The sequence below is a fragment of the Arthrobacter cryoconiti genome (assembly GCF_020905375.1).
Taxonomy (GTDB): domain Bacteria; phylum Actinomycetota; class Actinomycetes; order Actinomycetales; family Micrococcaceae; genus Specibacter; species Specibacter cryoconiti.
In genome coordinates this window covers 148,642-171,412 of the sequence record NZ_JAJJBU010000013.1, presented here as the reverse complement: position 1 = coordinate 171,412, position 22,771 = coordinate 148,642, and the positions used below count along the sequence as shown (strand labels likewise).

The 22,771-nt window shown below is 59.0% G+C and carries 21 protein-coding genes; 9 read left to right on the top strand and 12 right to left on the bottom strand.

The genetic code is table 11. The annotated features are described in order from the left end of the window. Nucleotides 1-33: 33 nt before the first annotated feature. The 3 genes from LOH53_RS07400 to LOH53_RS07390 are packed head-to-tail and all read right to left on the bottom strand — an operon-like array spanning nucleotide 34 to nucleotide 3,608. The gene (locus tag LOH53_RS07400) at nucleotides 34-1,428 is read right to left on the bottom strand and encodes an MFS transporter (protein WP_230067089.1); all 1,395 of its coding nucleotides are present in this window, start codon (nucleotides 1,426-1,428) and stop codon (nucleotides 34-36) included. A 1-nt stretch (nucleotide 1,429) separates the two neighbouring features. Then, entirely contained in the window at nucleotides 1,430-2,665 is a 1,236-nt protein-coding gene (locus LOH53_RS07395; RefSeq protein ID WP_230067088.1) for an ABC transporter permease, read from the bottom strand. Between the two features lies 1 nt (nucleotide 2,666). Continuing rightward, nucleotides 2,667-3,608: an ABC transporter ATP-binding protein gene (locus LOH53_RS07390; protein WP_230067087.1), complete on the bottom strand. Its 942-nt coding sequence runs from the start codon at nucleotides 3,606-3,608 to the stop codon at nucleotides 2,667-2,669. 122 nt (nucleotides 3,609-3,730) lie between these two features. Here LOH53_RS07390 and LOH53_RS07385 point away from each other — a divergent pair, with 122 nt between their 5' ends. From LOH53_RS07385 to LOH53_RS07375, 3 genes are all read left to right on the top strand, one after another. Next, nucleotides 3,731-4,375 (top strand): trimeric intracellular cation channel family protein, encoded by a 645-nt coding sequence (locus LOH53_RS07385; RefSeq protein ID WP_230067086.1) that lies wholly within the window; start codon nucleotides 3,731-3,733, stop codon nucleotides 4,373-4,375. A gap of 39 nt (nucleotides 4,376-4,414) precedes the next feature. After that, the gene (locus tag LOH53_RS07380) at nucleotides 4,415-4,837 is read left to right on the top strand and encodes a hypothetical protein (RefSeq protein ID WP_230067085.1); all 423 of its coding nucleotides are present in this window, start codon (nucleotides 4,415-4,417) and stop codon (nucleotides 4,835-4,837) included. Between the two features lie 75 nt (nucleotides 4,838-4,912). Next, nucleotides 4,913-5,509: a hypothetical protein gene (locus tag LOH53_RS07375; protein WP_230067084.1), complete on the top strand. Its 597-nt coding sequence runs from the start codon at nucleotides 4,913-4,915 to the stop codon at nucleotides 5,507-5,509. 131 nt (nucleotides 5,510-5,640) lie between these two features. On the opposite strand, the gene LOH53_RS07370 is transcribed toward LOH53_RS07375, so the two are convergent. The 3 genes from LOH53_RS07370 to LOH53_RS07360 are packed head-to-tail and all read right to left on the bottom strand — an operon-like array spanning nucleotide 5,641 to nucleotide 8,767. Beyond that, nucleotides 5,641-6,744, bottom strand: coding sequence for a polyprenyl synthetase family protein (locus tag LOH53_RS07370; RefSeq protein WP_230067083.1), 1,104 nt, complete (start codon nucleotides 6,742-6,744; stop codon nucleotides 5,641-5,643). Further along, nucleotides 6,741-8,063 (bottom strand): geranylgeranyl reductase family protein, encoded by a 1,323-nt coding sequence (locus LOH53_RS07365; protein WP_230067082.1) that lies wholly within the window; start codon nucleotides 8,061-8,063, stop codon nucleotides 6,741-6,743. Before LOH53_RS07365 ends, LOH53_RS07370 begins: the two co-directional genes overlap by 4 nt. Nucleotides 8,064-8,071: 8 nt before the next feature. Continuing rightward, on the bottom strand, nucleotides 8,072-8,767 hold the full coding sequence (locus tag LOH53_RS07360; RefSeq protein WP_230067081.1) for a demethylmenaquinone methyltransferase: 696 nt from the start codon (nucleotides 8,765-8,767) through the stop codon (nucleotides 8,072-8,074). Between the two features lie 125 nt (nucleotides 8,768-8,892). On the opposite strand from LOH53_RS07360, the gene LOH53_RS07355 reads away from it, so the two are divergent. The 4 genes from LOH53_RS07355 (at nucleotide 8,893) to LOH53_RS07340 (ending at nucleotide 13,201) form a co-directional block, all read left to right on the top strand. Further along, a complete protein-coding gene (locus tag LOH53_RS07355) occupies nucleotides 8,893-10,236 on the top strand; it encodes an isochorismate synthase (protein ID WP_376991767.1) in 1,344 nt (447 codons plus the stop codon). A 240-nt stretch (nucleotides 10,237-10,476) separates the two neighbouring features. Next, on the top strand, nucleotides 10,477-11,418 hold the full coding sequence (locus LOH53_RS07350) for an ABC transporter substrate-binding protein (RefSeq protein ID WP_230067080.1): 942 nt from the start codon (nucleotides 10,477-10,479) through the stop codon (nucleotides 11,416-11,418). A gap of 5 nt (nucleotides 11,419-11,423) precedes the next feature. Continuing rightward, the gene (locus tag LOH53_RS07345; protein WP_230067079.1) at nucleotides 11,424-12,395 is read left to right on the top strand and encodes an amino acid ABC transporter permease; all 972 of its coding nucleotides are present in this window, start codon (nucleotides 11,424-11,426) and stop codon (nucleotides 12,393-12,395) included. After that, the gene (locus LOH53_RS07340) at nucleotides 12,395-13,201 is read left to right on the top strand and encodes an amino acid ABC transporter ATP-binding protein (protein ID WP_230067078.1); all 807 of its coding nucleotides are present in this window, start codon (nucleotides 12,395-12,397) and stop codon (nucleotides 13,199-13,201) included. The genes LOH53_RS07345 and LOH53_RS07340 overlap by 1 nt, the downstream gene beginning before the upstream one ends. A gap of 78 nt (nucleotides 13,202-13,279) precedes the next feature. On the opposite strand, the gene menD is transcribed toward LOH53_RS07340, so the two are convergent. Both menD and LOH53_RS07330 read right to left on the bottom strand, forming a co-directional pair. After that, on the bottom strand, nucleotides 13,280-15,022 hold the full coding sequence (menD, locus tag LOH53_RS07335; RefSeq protein ID WP_230067108.1) for a 2-succinyl-5-enolpyruvyl-6-hydroxy-3-cyclohexene-1-carboxylic-acid synthase: 1,743 nt from the start codon (nucleotides 15,020-15,022) through the stop codon (nucleotides 13,280-13,282). 90 nt (nucleotides 15,023-15,112) lie between these two features. Beyond that, nucleotides 15,113-16,078 carry an o-succinylbenzoate synthase gene (locus LOH53_RS07330; RefSeq protein ID WP_230067077.1) on the bottom strand — a complete coding sequence of 322 codons (966 nt, stop codon included), beginning with the start codon at nucleotides 16,076-16,078 and terminating at the stop codon, nucleotides 15,113-15,115. Between the two features lie 59 nt (nucleotides 16,079-16,137). Here LOH53_RS07330 and LOH53_RS07325 point away from each other — a divergent pair, with 59 nt between their 5' ends. Next, a complete protein-coding gene (locus LOH53_RS07325; protein ID WP_230067076.1) occupies nucleotides 16,138-17,031 on the top strand; it encodes a phosphatase PAP2 family protein in 894 nt (297 codons plus the stop codon). A gap of 18 nt (nucleotides 17,032-17,049) precedes the next feature. Here LOH53_RS07325 and LOH53_RS07320 read toward each other — a convergent pair whose 3' ends face one another. The 4 genes from LOH53_RS07320 to LOH53_RS07305 form a co-directional block, all read right to left on the bottom strand. Further along, complete coding sequence (locus LOH53_RS07320) at nucleotides 17,050-18,246, bottom strand: MFS transporter (protein WP_230067075.1); 1,197 nt, start codon at nucleotides 18,244-18,246, stop codon at nucleotides 17,050-17,052. 76 nt (nucleotides 18,247-18,322) lie between these two features. Beyond that, nucleotides 18,323-19,711 carry a dihydrolipoamide acetyltransferase family protein gene (locus LOH53_RS07315; protein WP_230067074.1) on the bottom strand — a complete coding sequence of 463 codons (1,389 nt, stop codon included), beginning with the start codon at nucleotides 19,709-19,711 and terminating at the stop codon, nucleotides 18,323-18,325. Further along, nucleotides 19,711-20,799 (bottom strand): alpha-ketoacid dehydrogenase subunit beta, encoded by a 1,089-nt coding sequence (locus LOH53_RS07310; protein ID WP_230067073.1) that lies wholly within the window; start codon nucleotides 20,797-20,799, stop codon nucleotides 19,711-19,713. Before LOH53_RS07310 ends, LOH53_RS07315 begins: the two co-directional genes overlap by 1 nt. Continuing rightward, entirely contained in the window at nucleotides 20,796-21,962 is a 1,167-nt protein-coding gene (locus tag LOH53_RS07305) for a thiamine pyrophosphate-dependent dehydrogenase E1 component subunit alpha (RefSeq protein WP_230067072.1), read from the bottom strand. The genes LOH53_RS07310 and LOH53_RS07305 overlap by 4 nt, the downstream gene beginning before the upstream one ends. Nucleotides 21,963-22,181: 219 nt before the next feature. Between LOH53_RS07305 and LOH53_RS07300 the strand changes: the two genes are divergently transcribed. Next, the gene (locus LOH53_RS07300; protein WP_230067071.1) at nucleotides 22,182-22,634 is read left to right on the top strand and encodes an Lrp/AsnC family transcriptional regulator; all 453 of its coding nucleotides are present in this window, start codon (nucleotides 22,182-22,184) and stop codon (nucleotides 22,632-22,634) included. The last annotated feature ends 137 nt before the right edge of the window (nucleotides 22,635-22,771 follow it).

Here is a 22,771-nt window from a genome sequence, read left to right as displayed (position 1 = left end):
GGTCCCCAATTTCCGGCTGGCGAAGGGCTCAGTCTACGCATCGATAGGGGCAACCTTTGGCCTCTTGCCCCCGCTATCCACTGGGTTGACAATGCCAAAAGCGGAAATAAGGCCGCCCACCACAAACATTGCTGCGGTGATGAGCATTATGCGTCGAAATGAGTCGAAGTCCAAGATTCCGCCCAACAGGGTTCCCGCCAAGGCCACAGCAATCAGGCCGGCAACGCGGGAGACGGCATTGTTGATGGCGGATCCTATGCCGCTCTGCGACGGCGGCACCGCGCCTAGGATGGCCGCCGTCAGGGGCGCCACGGTGATGGCGAGTCCCAAAGAATAGATCAGCATGCCGGGCAGGATGTGCAGCCAAAAGTTGAACGGCTCCGTAGTGGTGGCCATGGCCAGATAACCCAGGCCCGCCACCACAGGCCCGACCGTCATGAAAAAACGTGGACCATATTTACCAGCGAGAGTGCCGAAAGAGCCCGACAGAACCAACATGACTACTGCCGTTGGAACAGACGCTACCCCGGCCATGGCCGCTGTAAATCCTGCAACCTCCTGCAGGAACAGCACCACCATCAGCTGCCCGATCGATACCCCTGCGTAGATGAACGTAGTAGCAACATTGCCCATACCAAAGTTTCGTTTGCGGAACAATCCCAAAGGCATCATGGGAGCGGGCGCCCGTGTCTCCCACCAAATGAAAGCGGCGAGAGCCGCTATTCCAAGGACGAAAGGCACAACCACGCCCGGGCTCCCCCATCCCAAACGGCCCTGTTCAATCAAGGCAAAAACGGTTCCGGCTAAGCCAATGGACGCTAGCAGCGCTCCAGGCAAGTCCACACGATTGGGCACCGGCGCCGGGGCCTGTTCAGGCTCCGGCGCCGGCATCACCAGCCCTTTGAGCAACAAGAGTGTACCGGCAATGGGAATGACGTTCAGCGCGAAGATCAGCCGCCAGCTGGCGTAGTCAACAAGTAGGCCGCCCAGCAGCGGTCCGGCTAAAAATGCTGTGCCAGTCCATGCGGTCCATGATCCAATCGCTTTCCCCTGCGATGCTCCGCTAAACGTGGCCGTGATCATCGCCAACGAACTCGGTACCAGAAGCGCTGCCCCGGCACCCTGCACGGCACGCGCCACAATCAAGGTGAGAGCATCTGGAGCTACAGCGCAAGCGAGTGATGCAACACCAAACAAGATGAGCCCGGCACGTAAAATCCGGACTCTGCCAAAAGAGTCGGAGAGCGATCCTGCAATGAGGATCAGCGACCCCAAGGAAAGCAGATAAGCATCCACCACCCACTGCGCCGTCGTAAGCCCTCCGCCGAGCTCGCGTGTCATGGCTGGCAGCGCCACTGTAACGATGGCGCCGTCCAAAAATGCCACGAAGGAGGCCAAGATGGCCACCCATAAGACTCGGCGCTGCACTCTAGCTCTCCTTGGCAGATCTGGTGCTGGCAAAAACGGTGCGCAGGGAAAGCTTGCGAGAATACTCGATCGAGCCATACCGGAATAGGTAGACCGCCAACCTCAAGGCTAGAAAACCAAAGATAAACAGTTCCCCGATGACGACGGCTGCCTGCCATCCGGCCAGAGAGCCGAATCCATTACGCAACATTGCCGTGATGGGCGCCGTGAAGGGGAAGAACGTGAAGATTTGTACAATCAAGTTCCCTGGGTCGCTAACCACCATGGTGACAATGTAGAACGGGATGAACATCATGATCATGACTGGGGCAAAGACTGTGCTGGCGTCCTTCGCCGTGGGCATCACGGCACCAATAGACACCAGCACGCCCGTGAACAAAATGAACCCACCAGCGAACAGCAAGCCGCCAATCATCATCGGCCAGAACTGGAATTGCAGATGAGAGAGGTCAAAGTTGGGCATGGATAGCTGGTCGTGGAAGAACACGTAACCAAACACCATGGGCGCAGCAAACACCAGCGCTTGCACGGCACCCACCAGAAACAACGAAATAACCTTGCCCACCACCAGCGTCGTCGGATTCAAGGTGGTCAGAATCATCTCCGTGACACGGTTCTCCTTCTCTTCCAAAGTAGATGCCAGCATCTGGTTAGCCAGAAGGATGATCACCACGTAAAACAGCACCAAGAACAGCAGCGGCGGCACTACGGTCTCCAGTCCACCGGAGACCTTCCCGTCCTTAAACGTCTGCGTGTCCGTGCGGAAACTTCCCTGCACAGCGGCAGCTAGCTCCGCTGACCCTACTTTTTGCTGAGCCGAGAGAACCAGCAATTGCTTGGCCACGGCGTCGTAAGTACCATTTTTAAAGATTCCTTGGTCGGTGCCAAAAACTTGCACGGGTTCCGTAGACACGCTCGCCGGAAAGGCGAAGAACGCATTGAGCGTTCCGGCCTTGACCCGCTCCACTGCCGTGGCCGCATCAAGTTCAAGCTCACCGCCTAGGGCCTTCGCTATCTCCGGGTTCACGAGCGTCGAAGCGTCTGTGTAAGTGAACGAGATTTTGCTGTTCTTCTGCGCATCCGCCTTGGACGCTGTGGAGGAATTGCTGGCAAACACCAAGCCAAACACAATCCCTAACAAGATGGGTATCGCCAAGGTAGCAATCCAAAATCGGCGCTTCTTCACTGTACGGAAGAACTCAAAATGGACCACGGTACCTAAGTTGTGCCGAGCCATGTTATTTCACCGTCCCTGCGGTGGCTTCAGCGGCAGGCTTCTCGCCATACACCTGTAAGAAGATGTCGTCGAGGCTGCGCTTAGCGGCAGTGAATCCTCGCACCCCCACGCCTCTTTCTACCAGTTCGCGCAATACGTCTGCCTCGTCCACCACATCCTCCACAGCAAGTTCGGCATAATTTCGCTCCCGCAGGCTCACGGTATAGAGCGCAGAATTTGGCAGCTCTCCTGTGTACTTGAGGCGGATGGTCCGCCCACCAAATTGGTTTTGTACCTCGTCGATAGTGCCGTATGCCTCACTGCGGCCATCCTTAAGCAGTACGATCCGATCACACAACCGTTCCACCTCTTCCATCTGGTGGGTCACCATCACGACAGTGGCTCCGGATTGTTTACGTTCTTCAATGATGTCCATGAGCAGGCGTCGGTTCACGGGATCAAAGCCCTTGGTGGGTTCATCCAAGATCAGTAGCTCGGGCTCGTTCATAATGGTCACACCCAGCTGGATCTTTTGCTGTTGACCGCCCGAGAGCTTGTCGACTCGGACATCAGCTTTATCGGCCAGGTCCACCCGGTCCAGGTAGGCACGGGAGAATTTCTGTGCTTCGATTCTGCTGAGCCCCTTGAGCCGGCCGAAGTACGTCATGACGTCAATGACGGATTCTTTTTTATAGAGCCCGCGTTCCTCCGGCAGGTAGCCCAGCCGGGCACCAAAGTCGTCGCTGAAAACGCGGCCATTGATCTCTAAGGTTCCGGAAGTGGGGCGGTAGATCCCCAACAATGCTCGGATAGTCGTTGTCTTTCCGCTGCCGTTACTACCCAAGAACCCAAAGGTTTCGCCTCGGGCCACGTCGAAAGACAGACCATCAATGACCGTCTTCTCACCAAACCGCATTCGAAAGTCCGCGATGTGCACAAATGGCTCCGTCACAGTATTTGTCATTGTGCCAGCGTAGCCACAATCCTCGTCAACTTCACACATGATTCGCTTGGTATTTCGCGCCGCCGTACGCTGGAGTCCTCCGCGTTTTCCGCGGGTACAACGGATCGGGTACGTAAGCTTCCATGACCATCGACCTCGCCCTGGTAATTGACCTGGTGGGCGTATTCTTTTTTGCCGTTTCCGGCTCACTCTTGGCCGCCCGCAAGGGATTTGACCTAGTCGGGTCCTTACTGCTGGGCTCCATGGTGGGCCTGGGTGGCGGTGTGATCCGCGACATCATTCTGAACGTTGGTCCTCCAGCGGCCTTCACCAACCCGGTGTATCTGGTTCCGCCGCTGCTCGCTGCAGGCGTCGTATATTTCTTGGTCGGTGGCGTGGAACGGGTAAGCCGGCTGGTTCTAGCGTTCGACGCCGGTGGGCTGGCTTTGTTTTGCGTCACCGGCACACTCAAGGCACTGGATACCGGGATGAACGCCATTGCTGCACTCGTTTTGGGTGTCACGACGGCCGTAGGCGGGGGCATCCTGCGCGACGTCACAGCCAACCGCGTCCCCCGGGTATTTGACCCCCAAGATCTATACGCAATCCCGGCATTCTTTGGTGCCGGCATCACTGTTCTGCTCTGGCATCACGGCTGGCTGAACCTGATCACTGGGACCATTGCCGCCGTCGTCGTCTTCGTTTTGCGTTTGCTGGCCCTCCGGTTTCACTGGCATGCTCCGCTAGCAGCACGCAGTTGGGCGCGACCACGATTTACTCGCGGCTAGGATTGACATAGTCGCGCGTTGCCAACCTTGGAGATTTAGATGTCAGAGATGTTCGTGGAAAAGTTCCGTGCCCTGGTTCCCCAGTATCTAGAAGGCAACTGGGAGCCAAGTGACGGGATTGACTGGAAGGATTTGGACGCCATCTTCACCGAGCTTGGCATCACGGTTCCCCAAGCATTACGTGAATTTTTGCACGCTCTGGGAAATTGCGAAGAGCTCATGGAAGCCCACTATTACTTCTGGGATCCCGAAGAACTCGAAGTCCAGGACGACTACCTTCTCTTCCTCGAGGATGAAGATGAGGCCTACACCTGGGGCATCCGCGCCGACCAACTCGACGTCCCCGACCCCATTGTGTGGCGCCATAACAACGCCACCGGAGAATGGGTCAACGAGGAAGGCACGTTCAGCGAATTTGTCTTCGACATGCTCGACTGGGTATTCAACGACGACGAAGATTAGGTCGCTGTCCGGTCGTGCCGTGGCATCGTGCCGTAGCATCTCGACAACCCAAGGGCCCAGCGGTAGCGTGGCGTTATGGATGCACAGGAGCTTTCTTCAGAACTGATTCCTTCCCCGGCACAGATCGTTGAGCTGATTGAAAAACTAGCCGAGGGTATATGGCCTCGCTCCGATGCGGAGCGAAAAGCCTTCTTCGCACGGCTCGGCTTCACCACCGGCGCGCGGTTGGATGAGCCCAACGAATTCAGCGCCACCGCGCACTATGCACTTTTGACGCCTCTGCCCGGTGAGCTCTCCACTGCGTGGACAGCTCACAACGGACACCTCATGGGCGTGAACATGCAGCCCTACACTGCGATGACACCGGATAATCTGACCACGCGAAGCGGCTATGACGAAGTACGCAAGCATCTCACCGCCCTATTCGGTGAACCCGCGCATCCGTGGGGCGACCCCCTTGTTCCTGCTTCCGTGTGGAATACCAATGGCCGCCGGATAGTGGTCCGCTTCTTCAATCTGCGCCACAGCGGCATGATGGTCAGCGTTGACGACGCCCGGCTGGCCGCCGCCGCAGAGTCTGCTGCCAAACTCCGACGCGAGAAGGCTCATTGGAACAACAGTGAGGAAGGCGCCAGCCCGTTCTTGCTCCCGAAGTTAGGCACTCACGGCTGAGGCGTCCCGCCACCGAACCCCGCCACCAAACCCCGTGAGGGCGTGCCGTACTGGCGAGGGCGTGCGAAAGTACACACGCCCTCGCCAGTACGGCACGCCCTCACCGCAGATGAGACTCGCTGCGAAGGCGCTTAGACGTCCCGATCCACCACGGCAGCAGCAAAGCTGGCCAAAGCGGTCTTAACCATGCCTTCGGGGAGCGGTTTCAGAGCGGCGATCGCCTGATCGGACCATTCGCGGGCCACAACCCACGATTGCGCGGCCACTGGGTGCTCCCGGAGCGCGGACACGGCCCGGGCCAAGGCGTCCTCGCTCGTTAGATCCCCTTCGACCAAGGCGAGGACCGAAACTGCTGAGGCATCACCCTCTGCAGCGGCCTTGCGCAAAAGCAGAACGGGCAGTGTTGGCACGCCTTCGCGCAGGTCAGTGCCAGGCGACTTACCAGAAACTTGCTTCAGACCCGTGACGTCAATGACGTCGTCGGCCAGCTGAAACGCTATGCCCACCTTTTCGCCATATTCAATCATGACGTCTTGGAGTTCCTCGCTTGCACCGGCAAAAATAGCCCCAAGCTGACCGGATGCCGCCACCAACGAGCCTGTCTTGTCAGCAATAACTGATAGATAGTGCTCCAAAGGATCCTCATCCTCGCGCGGACCCACAGTCTCGTGCAGTTGCCCCAAGCACAGGCGTTCGAAGGTTCGGGCCTGAATCCCCAGCGCCTTTCCACCCAACTCCGAAACGAGGATCGAGGCGCGAGCGAACAGAAGATCACCGGTCAAGATGGCGACGGTGTTGCCCCATACCTCGTGCGCAGTGGGCGCTCCACGCCGGTACGGCGCGGAATCCATCACATCATCGTGATAGAGGGTGGCAAGGTGCGTCAATTCAACGACGACGGCGGCCTGCACCACCTCTTTGCGGCTGGGGTCCCCCAAATGTGCGGCCAGCAGAGCCAGCAGCGGACGGATTCGTTTGCCGCCAGCTTCTACGAGATGGCGGCTGGTGGCATCCGCCAGCGGGTCCGAATTGGCAATGGCCTCTCGCAAAACCTTTTCCACCCGAGCCATGCTCATGGAGATTGACGGTCCCAGCTGCGGATCTTCGGCAACCGCGGTGAATCCTGCGGGCAGTTTCAGTCCTGTTGCTATGGACATGGTGCTCGGGTTCGGGTCCTCGGACGCGACGGGACCGTGACCGGCATGAGTCCAGCTGTGGTTCGCGGAAGTATTCACTGCTTAACACTAACTATTGGTAGGGATTGTTGCTGGGAGTTACCGCTGGTGCTCTGGTTGGTTGTCGCTGGGACCAACTTCTCCAGTAGATGAATCACTCTATCCTCAAAACCGCGTTCCCCAGAGTCGGTCAGATTTGCCATGAGTCGCACCACAAAGCGCATCAGGACCGGCACGGGCATGCCGGTCCGAAGCGCAAGCTTCATGATCTGTGGCTTACCAATGAGCTGGGCAAAAACTCGACCCAAGGTGAAATGGCTACCCCATTGCTCGCGGACAAAGCCGCTGTAGCTGGAAAGGGCATGCTCTGAAGCGATCCGGGAGTTCGCTCCGGCTGCACGGACAATGAACTCGGCGGCAAAACGGGCCGATTCCATGGCGTAGGAGATACCCTCCCCATTGAACGGGCTGACCATTCCACCGGCGTCGCCCAAGAGCATGAGTCCCTTGGAATAGTGCGGCGTCCGATTAAAGCCCATGGGCAGGGCTGCTCCGCGGATTGGCCCCACCTGGTTTTCCGGCGTGAAGCCCCACTCGGCGGGCATGGCTGCTGTCCAGTCGCGCAGCACGGAGCGGTAGTCCAGCTTGCCGAATTCCTTCGACGAATTCAAGATACCCAGCCCCACATTGGATGTTCCGTCGCCCACGCCAAACACCCAGCCATAGCCGGGCAGTAGACGACCGGAGGCGTCAGGCAATTCCAACCAGCCTTCCATCCAGTCGTCTTCGTGGCGTGGGGAGGTGAAATAGGTCCGATAGGCAACACCCATGGGACGGTCGTCGCGTTTTTCGTGTCCCAGGGAAACCGCTGTGCGCGTTGAGTTGCCATCGGCTGCCAGAACGACGTCGGCGAAGAAGTCGCGGGTCTCTGAGGTCTTCCGCCCTGCCTCGTCCAAAAGTGACGCCCGGGCACCTACCACTGTGCCAGCGTCGTCCGTCAACGCCGTGCTAACCGAATGGCCCTCCAGGATCACGGCTCCGGCGCTTTCCGCATGCCGCGCCAAGGACTCATCGAAGCCCAGGCGCGTACGGATCAGCCCGTAGTCGGGGAAGTTGGAGAGCTCGGGCCACGGAACCTCAACGCGTCGACCGCCAGCGATGAGGCGAAGGCCCTTGTTTCTGCGCCAACCGTCCATGGGATCGTGCGGCAAACCCATGAGCTGCATTTCACGCACAGCTCGCGGAGTCAGTCCATCACCGCACACCTTCTCGCGAGGAAACCGGGTCTTTTCCAACACGGTGACTTCGATGCCAGCGCGGGCTAGGTGCCAGGCAGCGGTGGATCCAGCGGGGCCAGCTCCGACAATGAGTACCTTCACGGCTGCTACTAGGCTGGTTTCGTGGCGCGGTGGATGGCGACAATGCCGCCGCTGAGGTTGCGGTAGGCAACGTTGCCCCAGCCTGCTTCTGTGAGCCAATGAGCCAATTCATCCTGATTGGGCCACACCCGAATTGACTCAGCCAAGTAGACGTAAGCTTCTGGGTTGGACGCCGTCTTCCGGGCAACGGCTGGCAGCGCTCGCATCAAATACTCGGTGTAGACAGTTCGGAATGGGGCAAAGGTAGGTTGGCTAAACTCCGCCACCACTATCTTGCCGCCGGGCTTTGTCACGCGCAGCATTTCGCGCAGCGCCTTCTTCGGGTCAATGACGTTACGCAAGCCAAAAGAGATCGTGGAGGCGTTAAACGAGTTGTCGGCGAACGGCAAGTTGGTCGCGTCCCCAGCGACGAAATCAATGTCTGGGCGCCGACGCTTGCCGACCTTTAGCATTCCCACCGAAAAATCGCACGCCACCACCTGGATGCCAGCGTCGGCATACGGCTCACTGGACGTACCTGTTCCCGCGGCTAAGTCAAGGACTCGCTGGCCAGGGACGGCGCCCACGGCGTCGACCACGATGCGGCGCCAGCGGCGTGCTTGCCCCATGGACAAGATGTCATTGACGATGTCGTATTTGGGGGCCACGTCGTCAAACATGGCTGCCACTTCTTCCGGACGCTTCTCAAGGGATGCACGGTTCACTCCCCCAGTGTCTCAAACTTTGGCGCCGTTCGTGCATTGGTGGAGCCAGTTGTGTGCGATCCCACCGCAGCGAGGCCGGAAGCTTGCCCACCGAGGCGTCTACTGGCAGGTAATCTTGATTCATCATGACTGCTTCCTTGGGCACCAACCAGCTACGCACCCTCACCACTGTCATGGATGCGACAGCACTGGGCGATCACCGCGCCGGCTCACCTGCCGACCTGCTGGTTTCCGACGTGTTCTGCTGGCTGCGTCGGGGGGAAGGCCTCCTTGGCTACGGTGAGATCGCCAACTATTCCGGCACCGGCGGCGAGCGTTTCGCCACTGCCGAACAGTGGTGGAAATCTTTGCTGGCTGACGCCTTGGTAGTCGACTCCATCAATAGCCCTGGCACCGGCCCAATGGCTTTTGGTTCCTTCGCGTTTTCCAAGACCAGCGCACATCGCTCAATTTTGGTGGTCCCCGCGGTAGTGGTTGGTTTTAGCGCCGGGACCGTATGGATCACTCAGCTCACGGTGGACGGCACATCTCCCACGGTTGAATCAGCCCATGCTGCCCTGTGCGCATTTTTGGCTGTGGATCATGAGTTGCTTGAACTTCCGGCTGAAGGTACGACGGCGGCCGCAGCGTCCCGCGGGACACTCACCACGGGTGCGCTTACGGAAGAGCAGTGGAAGGAGTCCGTCACAGCGGGCGTGCACGCAATCGAAGGTGGGGGGCTGGACAAGGTGGTTTTGGCCCGCGACGTGGTGGCAACGTTTGAGGAACCAGTGCACCGTGTTTCAATCTTGCAACGATTGGTCCAACTTTATGGTGAATGTTGGACGTATGGAGTGCGCGGCTTAGTCGGAGCCACCCCGGAAATTTTGATCAAAGTAGACGGCACCACGGCCCAAGCCCGTGTTCTAGCAGGGACCCTGGATAGGGAGGATGAGCCCGAGGGTTCAGTGGACTTTGCGACCACGGTCCTAGGCGGTTCCACCAAGCAGCGACAGGAGCATGACTTCGCCGTGCGGTCCTTGGTGCGGCAGTTGGCACCGTTTGCCACCGACCTTTCATTCCCCCCCGAGCCGTTCATTTTGGAACTGCCCAATGTGTGGCATTTGGCATCCGATGTCACGGCGGTACTGGCCGATACCGACGGCCATCTGCCCACCTCTCTGTCCCTAGTAGAGGCCTTGCATCCGACTGCTGCAGTTTGCGGAACTCCGCGAGAAGACGCGGGAAAACTGATCCTTGAGCTGGAGAAAATGGATCGCGGACCCTATGCCGGGCCAGTCGGATGGCTGGATGGAGCTGGCAATGGTGAGTGGGGAATTGCCCTGCGAGGGGCTGTGCTGGAGTCACCGAAAACAGTGCGTTTATATGCTGGTGCCGGCATCGTCGAGGCCTCTGATCCTTCTGCTGAGTTGGCGGAAACGTGGGCCAAATTCCGGCCCATGCTCCAGGCTCTCGGATTGCGCACCTAAGCCTCACCTCCTGCCGGAAGTTGCGGGAACGATCCCTGCAGCAGGGACGATCGACTTCGCCAGCGTGACATTTGCGACTAATGTGACGTCCGGGATTTCAGACATCATCCGGACTTTCGGTGTTGCAAAGTCATCCAGAGAGTTGTTCAATAGTGAAACATCGTTTACCGTGATGCAAGTCACAGGGCGCTACACTAGATTTCAATCGCTGTGCTCCAGATAGGAAACAAAGGGTAAAACATGCAAATTTCATCTCGGCTGACCGTTCGTCTAGCCACGGTTGCCGCCGTCGCAGCCCTGGCACTGACCGGCTGTACTACGGCGTCTCAGGACGGTGGCGCCAATTCAGGTAGCACCGCAGGAGCCTCCGGCGCTGCCGCATTCGATCCGACCACCGTCGCCAAGGACGATGCTCTGATTGCCATGCTGCCTGCGAGCATCAAGGACAAGGCCACCATCGAAGTCGGCTCCGACACCTCATATGAGCCGGCAGAATTCTTGGACAAAGACGGCCAGACCCCCATCGGATACGACGTCGACTTCGCCAAGGCGATTGCGGCGACCCTAGGCAAGAAGGCAGTCGTTCACACCGCTGATTTCTCCTCCATCTTGCCTAAGCTTGGAACCGTCTATGATCTGGGCATCTCTTCGTTCACGATCAATCCCGAGCGCTCCAAGGCAGTGAACTTTGTCAGCTACTTCAATGCTGGCGTGCTGTGGGCCGTCCAAAAGGGCAACCCCAACAAGATCACAATGGATAACCTCTGCGGAAAGAAGGTCGGCGTACAGACCGGCACCGTGGAAGAAGACCCTGATGTAAAAGACCGATCTGCCAAGTGCGTGGCCGACGGTAAGCCAGCCATCGAAATTGTCTCCCTTAAGAACCAGACGGATGTCACCACCCGCTTGGTTGGCGGCACCATTGACGCCATGAGCGCCGATACCCCCATCATCAACAACGCGTTGGCCAAGACCAATGGGCAGCTAGAAGTTCTTGGTACCACTTACGATGCTGCCGAACAGGGCATTGCTATTGCCAAGGATGACGTCGCTTTCTCCCAGGTCATTGAAAAGGTCATGAACAAGCTCATCGCGGATGGCACCTACAAGAAGATCCTGGCCACGTGGAACAACACTGACGGCGGCATCCAGAAGGCTGTCCTGAATCCGACGGCAGGCTAAGTTTCTTGAGTAGAGCATTTGAGCGTAGGTCCACACCACGCTCGGGTTCCGGACTGGAACTCATTGACGCAGTTCCAGTCCGGCATCCGTGGCGTTGGGTAGGCGCGGCCCTTATTTTGCTGATCGTGGCTTTGGCTGCTCAGTCGATGGTGACCAATCCAAAGTTTTACTGGAAGACGTTCCAAACTTACCTTTTTGATGTTCTTGTCATTCAAGGTGTGGGCTGGACGTTGATCTTGACGGTTACCTCAATGATTATCGCGATCGTTTTGGCGATCCTTTTGGCGTTCATGCGCCAGTCGGATAATCCATTGTTTCGTTACGTATCTTGGGTTTGGGTATGGTTTTTCCGAGGTACGCCGGTTTACACCCAGTTGCTATTTTGGGGTTCTATCGGCGCTTTGTATCCGAAAATCATCGTTGGTGTTCCGTTTGGCCCAGAGCTTCTCTCTTGGGATACCGCTACCGTCATCAACGCCACTGTGGCCGCGATTGTTGGTTTGGGCCTGAACGAGTCCGCGTATCTGGCCGAAATTTTCCGGGCCGGCTTGAAGTCTGTGGACAACGGACAGATGGAAGCGGCTGAGGCATTGGGTATGCGCCGTGGCAAGGTCATGTGGCGGATTATTTTGCCCCAGGCCATGCGCGTCATCATTCCTCCTACGGGTAATGAGACCATCGGCATGCTCAAGACCACCTCCTTGGTGTTGGCAGTGCCTTTCACGTTGGATCTAACGTTCGTGACAAATGCGTTGGCGAGCCGTACCTTCTTGCCGATCCCGTTGCTGATGGTGGCCGCATTCTGGTACTTGGTTATCACTTCGGTACTGATGGTGGGACAGTTCTACATCGAGCGCCATTTTGGCAAGGGTGTAGATAACGTCACGATGGCCCCAGTGAAAGCTACCGCCGTCGTGGCTGCCGCACACACAAAACCACCGGCCCAGGCTGATGGAACCACGGAAGGTGGAAAATGATGACTGAGACCACCAGCCCCAACACTTCGCGGACACTCACTGACGTCAAACCACTCGTGGAAATTCAAGGCGTGCATAAGTTCTTCGGAGAACACCACGTCCTGCAAGGCATTGACATGACTGTGAAGCCGGGTGAAGTCTCGGTGATCATCGGCCCGTCAGGATCGGGTAAATCAACCCTGCTGCGCTGCATCAACTTGTTGGAGACCATTAGCGCCGGCCGGATCTATGTACATAACGACCTCATCGGTTTCAGGGAAGTGGACGGCAAACTCCATGACCTGACGACGAAGCAGATCGCAGCCCAGCGCCGAGAAATCGGTATGGTTTTCCAACGCTTCAATCTCTTCCCGCACAAGACTGCCTTGCAAAACGTGATCGAAGCACCCACGCAGGTCAAGCACCAGTCCAAGTCCGCGGCGAAGCTGAAGGCATTGGAACTGTTGGAAATGGTCGGCTTGTCTGATCGGGCGAACTTCTACCCGTCCCAACTTTCTGGTGGGCAGCAACAGCGTGTTGCGATCGCTCGTGCGCTGGCCATGGAACCGGAACTCATGCTCTTTGATGAGCCCACGTCAGCACTTGACCCGGAACTGGTCGGGGACGTGCTGGAAGTTATGAAAAAACTGGCCGCTTCCGGTATGACCATGATCGTTGTCACCCACGAGATCGGTTTTGCTCGCGAAGTCGGCGACACCCTCACCTTCATGGATGCCGGCGTCGTGGTTGAATCAGGAAACCCCCGCGATATCATCGCCAATCCGCAGCACCACAGAACCCAGGAATTCCTTTCCCGAGTTCTCTAAATTCCCGCACCCCCAACTGACCCGCAAAAGATGTTGAAAAATCAGGTTTTTGACCGGATTTTGAACATTAATTGCGGGTCAGTTGCTTAAGGCTGCGCGAATCCTTGCATGCAAACCCCTTAGATCTACTCGGGACGCTCTCACTTCCACGATGCTGCGCCCATGGACACCTGCTGCGAGCGCGTCTGTCAGTTCCGTTTCAGTGCTTACCAGTGTGTGCCCCCAGCCGTAGGCACGCGCCAATGCCGCCACGTCAACCGCGTGGGGCGTACCAAAGAAGCGTTCGACGGCGGGCGCATAGTTGGGTGTCTGCGCTAAGGTTCCGTGCTCCAGGACCGAGAAAATTCCCCCACCGAAGTCGTTGAACACGATGACTTGTAGATCTGCCTCGGTTTCGTCCGTACCTAGTAGCAGCGCGCCGACGTCGTGCAAGAACGTAAGATCCCCCAGCAGGACCCGGGTAGGGGCGCCAGTGGCCAGAGCGATGCCCGTGGCTGTGGCCACGGTGCCATCGATTCCCGCCAGCCCACGGTTGGCAAAGACGCGGGCTGTGCCCTTTTTCGTGGGCTTGCCAGCCAGGTCTACGTCGCGAATGGGATTGGATGAACCCAATATGAGGTTCCCGGCAGCTTCCTCCGCGCCACCGTTCTGCACGCGAGCCCAGACAGCCCTGGCAACGGCGGGGCCAGAGAGCGCTTCCGCGGTCACCGGCGCTTCCGGCTGCGCATGCTTCACCAGAATCACATCAAGGGCTTCTTCGGCAGCAGCGCCAGCAGTTTGCCAGGCCTTCAGCCAGCCTTCAGGCCCACGGCCAGCAAAACCGACCACCTGATCCCACTGCGTCAACACCAACTCCGCCCGGCGTCCGGCCTCAAACCAAGCAACCGGTCGGGGGACGTAAAGAGCACGCTCCAACTCGGCGTTAGCCAACAGCTTCGCTATGGGCCGCGAAAGAGTCGGCCGTCCAAAGACAACGACGCGCTCGATCGGCCAGAGGCTATCGGCACCAAAACCGTCGAGCAATAATCTGTAGGGGCCTACCGCATTGGGACCAAAGCGGGCGTTCGAAGAAGGTTCGGCCAGCAATGGCAGTCCCAGCGTCCGAGCGAAACGTTCCGCCTCCGGACCCGCGCCGTGCCCTGCCACAACCACGCTGCGGTGGCTCGATGCCGGCAGCACCATCGGCGGCTCAACAATCTGTGGTTCGGCAACAGGGGCTACGTCATTCGTGGCCCCAATTTCCGGCATCGTCACAGACTCAACGATGGGGTGCAACCGCTCCCACTCCGAGCCGTCCAAGGCAGGTGTCAAAGGATCCCGGAAAGCCACGTTCACGTGCACCGGACCGGCCGGAATTTCCTCTAAGCGACCCTGAGCGGCACTAAGGGCCGTCGCCACGGCACTGCTGGGATCGTCACCCGCGGCCACATCGGTAGCAAACCGAACGTGCTCGCCAAAGAGGTCCAGTTGCTGAGTGGTTTGGTTGGCGCCGGTGCCGCGCAATTCTTGTGGACGATCGGCGGAAAGGACCAGCAGAGGCGTGCCCGAGTGGTTGGCCTCCATGACGGCCGGCATCAGGTTACCCACGGCAGTTCCGGAGGTCGTCACCACGGCGGCTGGGGAATCCGAGCCTTGAGCCAGCCCCAGTGCCGTAAAACCGGCCACGCGTTCATCGATCCGTACGTACGTTTGCAGTCTGCCATCCGCCTGGGCCTCAGCTAAAGCGTAGGCAAGAGGCGCATTGCGGGAGCCAGGAGAAACCACCACGTGGCGGACACCTGCCCGTTCCAGTGCATCCACCACGTATCTGGCAGTATCCATCGAAGTTAGAAGTCTCACGCCACCACTCTAGTCATCCCCAAGATCACCGCAGCACAAGACTCCAAACTAGTGCCTAGATCGCCGTGTCCATCACAGTTTTGCGTGACAGCGCCCCAGCCGCTCACGCCACCAATGCTGGCGTTGAGCCGGGGCTGCAAAACGGGCCAATAGGTCCGAGTCCGCGGCGACCTCGCGCACAGCGATACCACCGGCGACGGCCACAAGGCTCGGATTGACGATGTCACCGGCCATGAGAGAAACGGTACCGAGCCCGCATGCGAAGGGTAGCTGAGGCAGTGCAGCGGCCAAGGCCAAGCCTGCACGAATACCTACAGAGGAATCCAGCGCGGAACTGACCACAGCCGGCAGCCCAGCTTCAGCGACAATTTCTAATGCCCGACGCACCCCACCAAGTGGTGCGGCCTTGACTACCAGAAGGTCCGCGGCACCGGCACGGGCCACTGCCAGCGGATCGCTGGCCTTGCGCACGCTTTCATCGGCTGCAATCAGCACAGCACCGTTCATCATCTGGCGCACCCGGGCCAGCTCCGCCACGGACGGGACGGGCTGTTCTGCATACTCCAGACCAAAGACGTTGAGCATTGTTAGCGCCTGGACTGCTTGTTCCACGTTCCAACCGCCGTTGGCGTCGACCCTGATCGATGCGTCCGGCAGCAGGTGGCGGACGGCACCTACCCGAGAAACGTCGTCGTGCAGGGACTGCCCCTTCTCCGCAACCTTGATCTTTACTGTGCGCACCGAATCGAAGGCGGCAAGAATATCTGGCACCTCAGCCGCGGAAACGGCTGGCACCGTGGCGTTGACCGGGATCCAGTCCCGAACGGCCGCAGGGAAGCCCTCCCAGCCAGCTTCAATGGCAGCAGCCAGCCACCGCGCCGCTTCGTCGTCGTCGTACTCCACAAACGGGCTAAACTCAGCCCATCCGCAGGGTCCTTCCAACAGCAAGATTTCCCGTTCCACCACGCCACGGAAGCGCACACGCATGGGAAGGGTCACAACATGGGCGCACTCAAGCAATTCGTCAAGGGAAGGCATCACCTCACTGTAGCGCGGCGCACCGCATCCTCCCATGAAGTTGTGGGACCCTTGTCAGGATGAAAAAGCATGCAGACCGAAGGCATAAAGGCAACAGCCGCCTGCCCGTTTCTGCCGCGCCATTCGGCGCTGCGGCTGCCGTGTGCCTCGCTGGGCTGGTGACCACTTATGTTTTCTTCGTCAAAAGCACGGCGGGTCAGTTTCTGGATGAATCGGCGCTGGTCGAGGCCGCCGTCGCCCGCAGGTTCCTCGGCAGCCAATCCGCGCAGATATTGGACCTGCTTCCCGTCACATCCGCTGTCATTGCGGCCTTCGTTGTGCTGTTTGTGACTCTGGCACGGCGGCGCTGGAAAGCTGCGGGGATCGCTCTGGCCGCTATGGCCGCCGCGAATCTGAGCACGCAGCTAATCAAAGCGGGCCTGCCTAACCGCCCTGACATGGGCGTGACAACTCTGGCGCTGAACTCCTTGCCGTCCGGGCACAGCACTCTGGCGGCCAGTGCTGCGGCGGCGGTATTCTTGGTCGTTTCCCCTAGGTGGCGTCCAGCCACCGCGTTTTTGGGTTCGAGTTACGCCGTTCTTGCCGGAATTTCCACACTCATTAACCAGTGGCATCGACCCGCTGACGTGCTCGCTGCCTTCTTCCTTGTTTCCATCTGGACGCTGGCTGCCGCATGGCTCATCCTGCGCTGCGATGGAGGCTGGAATGTGTGGCTGGGCTCGAACCAACATTGGGCGACAAGCCGCTGGTGGGGGTTCATTTCAGGTATTTTTACGGTGCTTGCTTCAACCGCGACAGCACTGCTGCTGCACTCAGTTTCCGGCAATCCCACCGACAGCACCACCCGTTATTTCCTCTCCGGAGTGGGCGCGATAGTGGCCGTCGGGTATGGTCTGGCGTTGGCGGGTATCTTATTCATGAACCACCAGGTACGACGCCGGCAATCAGGCTAAGCGGCCAGGTCACGGGAGCTATCGTGGCACGGGTTTGTTGCGCGGTACTGCGTATCCCAGGACTGCCGCGGCGGCGAGACCTAAAAGGCCCGTGGCAGCAATGCCGAAGGACAGGGAGACCACGGCCGTGAGCGCAGCCAAGATAGCGGGCCCGCTAGAGCCGCCCGTGTCAGCGAGGAATCGCCAAATTCCCAAAAACTGGGCACGGCCGTTGCGTGGGGAGTAATCAGCACCCAGAGTCATAATCAATCCGGAGCCAATGCCGTTGCCAAAACCAATCAGTAAAGCAACCAACAACAACGAAACGGCATCAGTGCTCAAGGGCATCAACAGTAAGGAAATGCCCATAAAGAGCATGGAAGGCACAGCCACTGCAATGCGCCCCTTCTTATCCATGATTTTTCCTGCCGGATAAAAGACCAGCATGTCGATAGCCCCGGACAAACCGTAGATCAGCGATGTTGTGGCAGGGTTCAGCCCTAAGTTATCTGCCCATAACGGCACCACAACTTGCCGCGAGGACCGCACGGCACTTACCAGCAACACCCCGATCCCCACACTCAGGAACACCTTGCGGTGTGCTGAAACAAGAGTCCTGATCTTCGGAGGAGCACCGGCAGGGGGCTCGCCTTGAGCGCTCACCAAATCGGGCAGGCTCCACGCCACAGCTCCCGCAGCCAAGGCGGCAATGGCGGCCACCCAGTACGCACCCGCAAGGCCGCCAAGGTGAATGACGAGTGCGCCAATGAAGGGCCCAACAAACAGCCCGATCCGCCCCACACCGCCAAGCATCGACATGGCCCGCGCACGCAGAAACGGCGGAACTGCCTCTGTCAGGTAACTTTGCCGAGCCAGATTGAAAACGGAGGAGGCCGCTCCAATCAAGAACACGCCACAAGCGAAGACCACGAGATTGGGGGCAAACACACACATCAGCATTGCCACCATGCTCAGCACAGCCGCGCCCACCATGCCACGCCGCTCACCAAATTTGGCTGTAATGATCGACGCCGGAATGTTACTGACCAGTGACCCTATGCCAACAAGTGAGACAACCAGTGCGGCACCGGCAAGGGAAGAACCTCCGTCACGGGCGCTGAGCGGGATCACCGGCAAGATGGCGCCCTCGCCAATCCCAAACAAAAGGGATGGCCCAAACGCCGGAATGGCGATGGACCACAAACTGAAGTCTCCTGGACGGGCGTTCTTGCTCACTCACTCCACCCTAGACCCGTGCAGCAAAAGCACAGGCCTAGGGTGAAAAAGTTTTGAGGTGCCGTCCTGTTAGCGCTTAGAGGTCGGCCAGGGCTCCAGCAGGGTTTTCCATGGCGTCGGCAACGAAACGCAGAAAACCCGCAGCTACAGCTCCATCGCAGACCCTGTGATCGAAAGCGAGGGTCAGCTCGGTCATCTTGCGCACACAGAGCTCACCGTCCACCACCCACGGTTTGTCCAGGATTCGCCCCAGCCCCAGCATGGCGGCTTCCGGATAGTTGATGATGGCCGCTGAGCCGTCCACACCAAACACACCGTAGTTATTCACCGTAAACGTGCCCCCTGAAAGCAGAGCCGGACCGGCCTTGCCCGAGCGCGCTGTCTCCGTAAGCGTGCGCAGTGCAGCGTCCAGTTCACGGGCACTGCGGCCCTCTGCATTGCGCAGCACGGGGACCACCAATCCACGTTCAGTTTGTGCGGCAAAACCTAAATTGATGCCATCAAACTCGACCACGGATTCGGTGCCGTCTGCGCTGAGAAGTTGAGTATTCAGCTGCGGGAAGCGTGCCAGCCCAGCCGTAACAAAACGTGCCACAAAGGCCAGCACACCCGGCGCTGACCCGTGTTTGGCCTTCATTGCGGCACGCAGGTCCATGAGCGCAGTCGCATCAACGTCCAACCAGACGGTGGCCTCAGGGATCTCACGCCGACTGCGGGCTAGGGCGACTGACGCGGCCTTCTTCGCCCCGGACAACGGAGTCTGCGCCAGAACGCGCAGCCCGGTGCGCGGGTCAAGCACACCGTTCTGGGCTTTCGCACTGACACTGACCGATCCAGCAGACTCGGTAAGTGGTGATCCGCTGGGCGGTATCGAGGGAGCGGGGTGCTCGGTCTGCGGGGCTGTCGCTTGGTTGGCTGCCACAGCTTCCGCCACATCGCGGCGCATGATCAGACCGTCAGTACCGGAACCAGAAATCTCCGTAAGAGATAGCCCAGCGTCCCGTGCCATCTTGCGCACCAGAGGTGAGACGACAAGCTGCGCCAGTGGCTGCGCGGGAGTAACAGCCGCAGCAGCTGCATGCTGGTTCATGCGCTGAGACCGTGAGGGCCGGCTCCTTCCTGTTCCGCCGTGGTCGGAGGTCCCATATCCAATGAGAACGTTGCCAGAGCCGGAAGGGGTTTCGTCAACAGCCTCAACCGGCTCAGTTCCACCGCTCTGAGCTCCAACAGCTGCAATGGAAATCAGCGGTTTGCCGACCTCCATGGTCTCGCCTTCCTCCGCGTGCAGCGTGTCTACTACGCCTTCGTAGGGAGATGGCACCTCAACAACTGACTTAGCGGTCTCCACTTCGGCGATTGGCTGGTCCACGTGGACGCTTTCGCCGACGGAAACAAGCCAGGTGACCAGTTCAGCTTCGACGAGTCCTTCACCCAGATCCGGCAGCATAAATACTTGCAGGCCCATCAGTTCTCCCATTGCAGGTTATCGACGGCGTCCAGGATCCTGTCCACGCCGGGAAGGTAATATTTTTCCAGCCGCGGGGCCGGGTACGGAATATCGAATCCGGTCACTCGCAGCACAGGGGCCGCGAGGGAATGGAAGCAGCGCTCTTGGATGCGGGCCACGATCTCTGCAGCCATCGAGGCAAAGCCCGGCGCTTCGGCGATGACCACTGCGCGACCGGTGGAGCGGACTGCGGCGCAGACCCCCTCGTCGTCGAACGGCACCAGCGAACGGACATCGATTACCTGCAGTGAGCGTCCCTCAGTAGCGGCGGTCTCGGCAGCAGCGAGCGCAATGGAGACGGACGGGCCATACGCGATCAGAGTAGCGTCGGTGCCTTCCCTGGCCACAACGGACGTTCCAATTGAAGACGAAACGGAAGCGTCGGCGTCGTACCGTGAACGGAGCTCGTCCAAGTCCACCGTGTCCTTGGTGAAATACAGCTTTTTTGGCTCCAAGAACACCACAGGGTCCGGGGAGGCGATGGCGTCACGGAGCATGACGTACGCGTCCGTGACGGTCGACGGCGTCAAAACCGTCAGCCCGGGCGTATGCACATAGTAGGCCTCCGAAGAGTCACAGTGGTGCTCGACGCCGCCGATTCCGCCCGCATACGGGATACGAATGACCATGGGCAGGCGGACAAGCCCACGCGTCCGGTTCCCCATCTTCGCCACGTGGCTGGTGATCTGTTCAAATGCGGGGTAGGCGAATGCGTCAAACTGCATCTCCACCACGGGACGCATCCCGTTCATTGCCATTCCGGTGGCCATGCCCACAATGCCGGCTTCTGCCAGTGGCGTGTCAAAGCAGCGTTCCGGACCGAATCTACGCGTTAGGCCATCCGTCACGCGGAATACGCCGCCCAAGGTGCCCACATCCTCACCAAAGACGAGCACAGAGGTATCCGCCTCCATAGCGTCGGCCATGGCCAGGGTCAGTGCCTTCGCGAACGTGATGGTCTGCACGCCGGTGAGGACGGGTTCGACGCCGGCTGGCGCACCTGAGGCGCGGGCCGCGGGCTTGGTCCGATTGGCCGTAGTGGTCATGACGAGACTCCTTCGGGTGCCAGAGCGCTAGCGAGCTCATCTGCGAGCATCCGCGACTGCTCGTGCAGCTGCGGTGTGGGCTCTGAATATACGTATCTGAAAAGATCGGCGGGATCCGGTGACGTTTCCGTCTTTAGGCCATCGCGCAAAATTTTGGCCACCGCTTCCGCATCGCTTGCGAAACGTTCGGCGTCATCGGCACTTAGCTCCCCGGCGTCGTGCAGGTATTTTTGCAGCCGGAGCAGCGGATCCTTCGGTGCCCAGGAGGCCACTTCCTCGGCGGAGCGGTAACGGGTGGCATCATCGGCATTGGTGTGCGATTCCATCCGGTACGTGTGCGCCTCGATGAGTGCGGGGCCGCCACCGTCGCGAGCACGCTTCACAGCTGCTCCCACCACGGACAGAAGGGCCGCCAGATCATTGCCGTCTACGCGCTCCCCCGGCATACCGTAGCCAATGGCCTTGTGGGCCAAGGATTGCGCAACATTTTGCTGACGCAGCGGGACGGAAATTGCGTACTGATTATTCTGGATGAGGAAAACTACCGGGACATGGAAGACGGCAGCAAAGTTCAGGGCTTCATGGAAGTCACCCTCGCTGCTGGCGCCATCGCCACACAGGGCAAGCGCCACCGTGTCCTCTCCGCGTAGTTTGGCGGCATGGGCCACACCTACGGCATGCAAAAGCTGAGTTGCCAGCGGTGTTGCGGGAAGTGCCGTTTTGTATTCTTTCGGGTCAAAACCACTGTGCCAATCTCCACGCAGCGATTCAAACGCCTCGAGAGGGTCCACCCCGCGGCCTAGGATGGCGACGGTGTCCCGGTAAGTCGGGAAGAGCCAGTCATCCTGATCCAAACACATGTCAGCTGCCACCTGGCAGGCCTCTTGGCCAAACGATGACGGATACACCGCCATTCGTCCTTGACGCACCAGAGCATTGGCTTGATCGTTGATGCGTCGCCCCATGACAAGACGGCCATAGCCTTCCAGCAAGGTGTCTACACTCGGCAGCGCGTACCGTTCTTTCCAGCCCGCAGTAGCGGATTCCGGGTGCTTGGTGCCCTCCGGGGCAATTAGTTGGACGGGCTGCACCGAAGGAAGGAGATTGCCTTCCGCCCGCCCATCGTTAGCCGTATTCTCGATGAATTCCGGGTGGTTCGTCATTGGATTCCACTCCTCCCAAGGAGTTACGCACAAAGATGTTATGTTCTCCTAGTATGGAATCAGAAGTCGTTTTGTATCCACGAGTTCCACAATCTCTGGATGTTTGACACGAATTGCCCTATTTTCACAGACAAAATATGATTGTGATGTGCATTACGCACGCAGCTTGTCTTGATCAGCATGTCTTGATCAGCTTGTCTTGATCCCCCGAGGAGCACCATGCCAGAAACCTCAGCACTCCCACTAGATGACGTGGACCGCAGGATCATCACGGAACTCACCCGCGACGGCAGGCTCTCCGTCAGTGCCGTGGCACAGAACGTTCATATTTCCCGGGCTCACGCTTATGCACGGATTTCTCGCCTGACCTCTTCCGGCGTGCTGACTAAGTTCACGGCGCTCGTTGACCCCGTCAAAGCAGGCTTGAAGTCCTCTGCCTATGTGACCCTAAAGGTGAGTCAGCATGCTTGGCGGGAGCTCAAAGAGGAGCTGCGCGCTATTCCTGAAGTGCAGCACATTGCGTTAGTGGGCGGAGACTTTGACGTTATGTTGCTGGTCCGCGCCGAGGACAATACGGGTCTGCGACGGGTTATCTTTGATCAACTCCAATCAATGACCGGGGTCCAAGACACCCAGACTTTCCTGATCTTTGAAGACCTAGATAACCGTTAGAGCACAGGCACCATCTCATTGCTGCTTGCGTTCGGGTGCCGGTGGGCGATACCCTCAAGCGGTTACGTGCACGGCACGGTCTCCCGAAAAAAGGGCGATACCGGGACTCCCCGCAGACATATATGGCATTTATGACC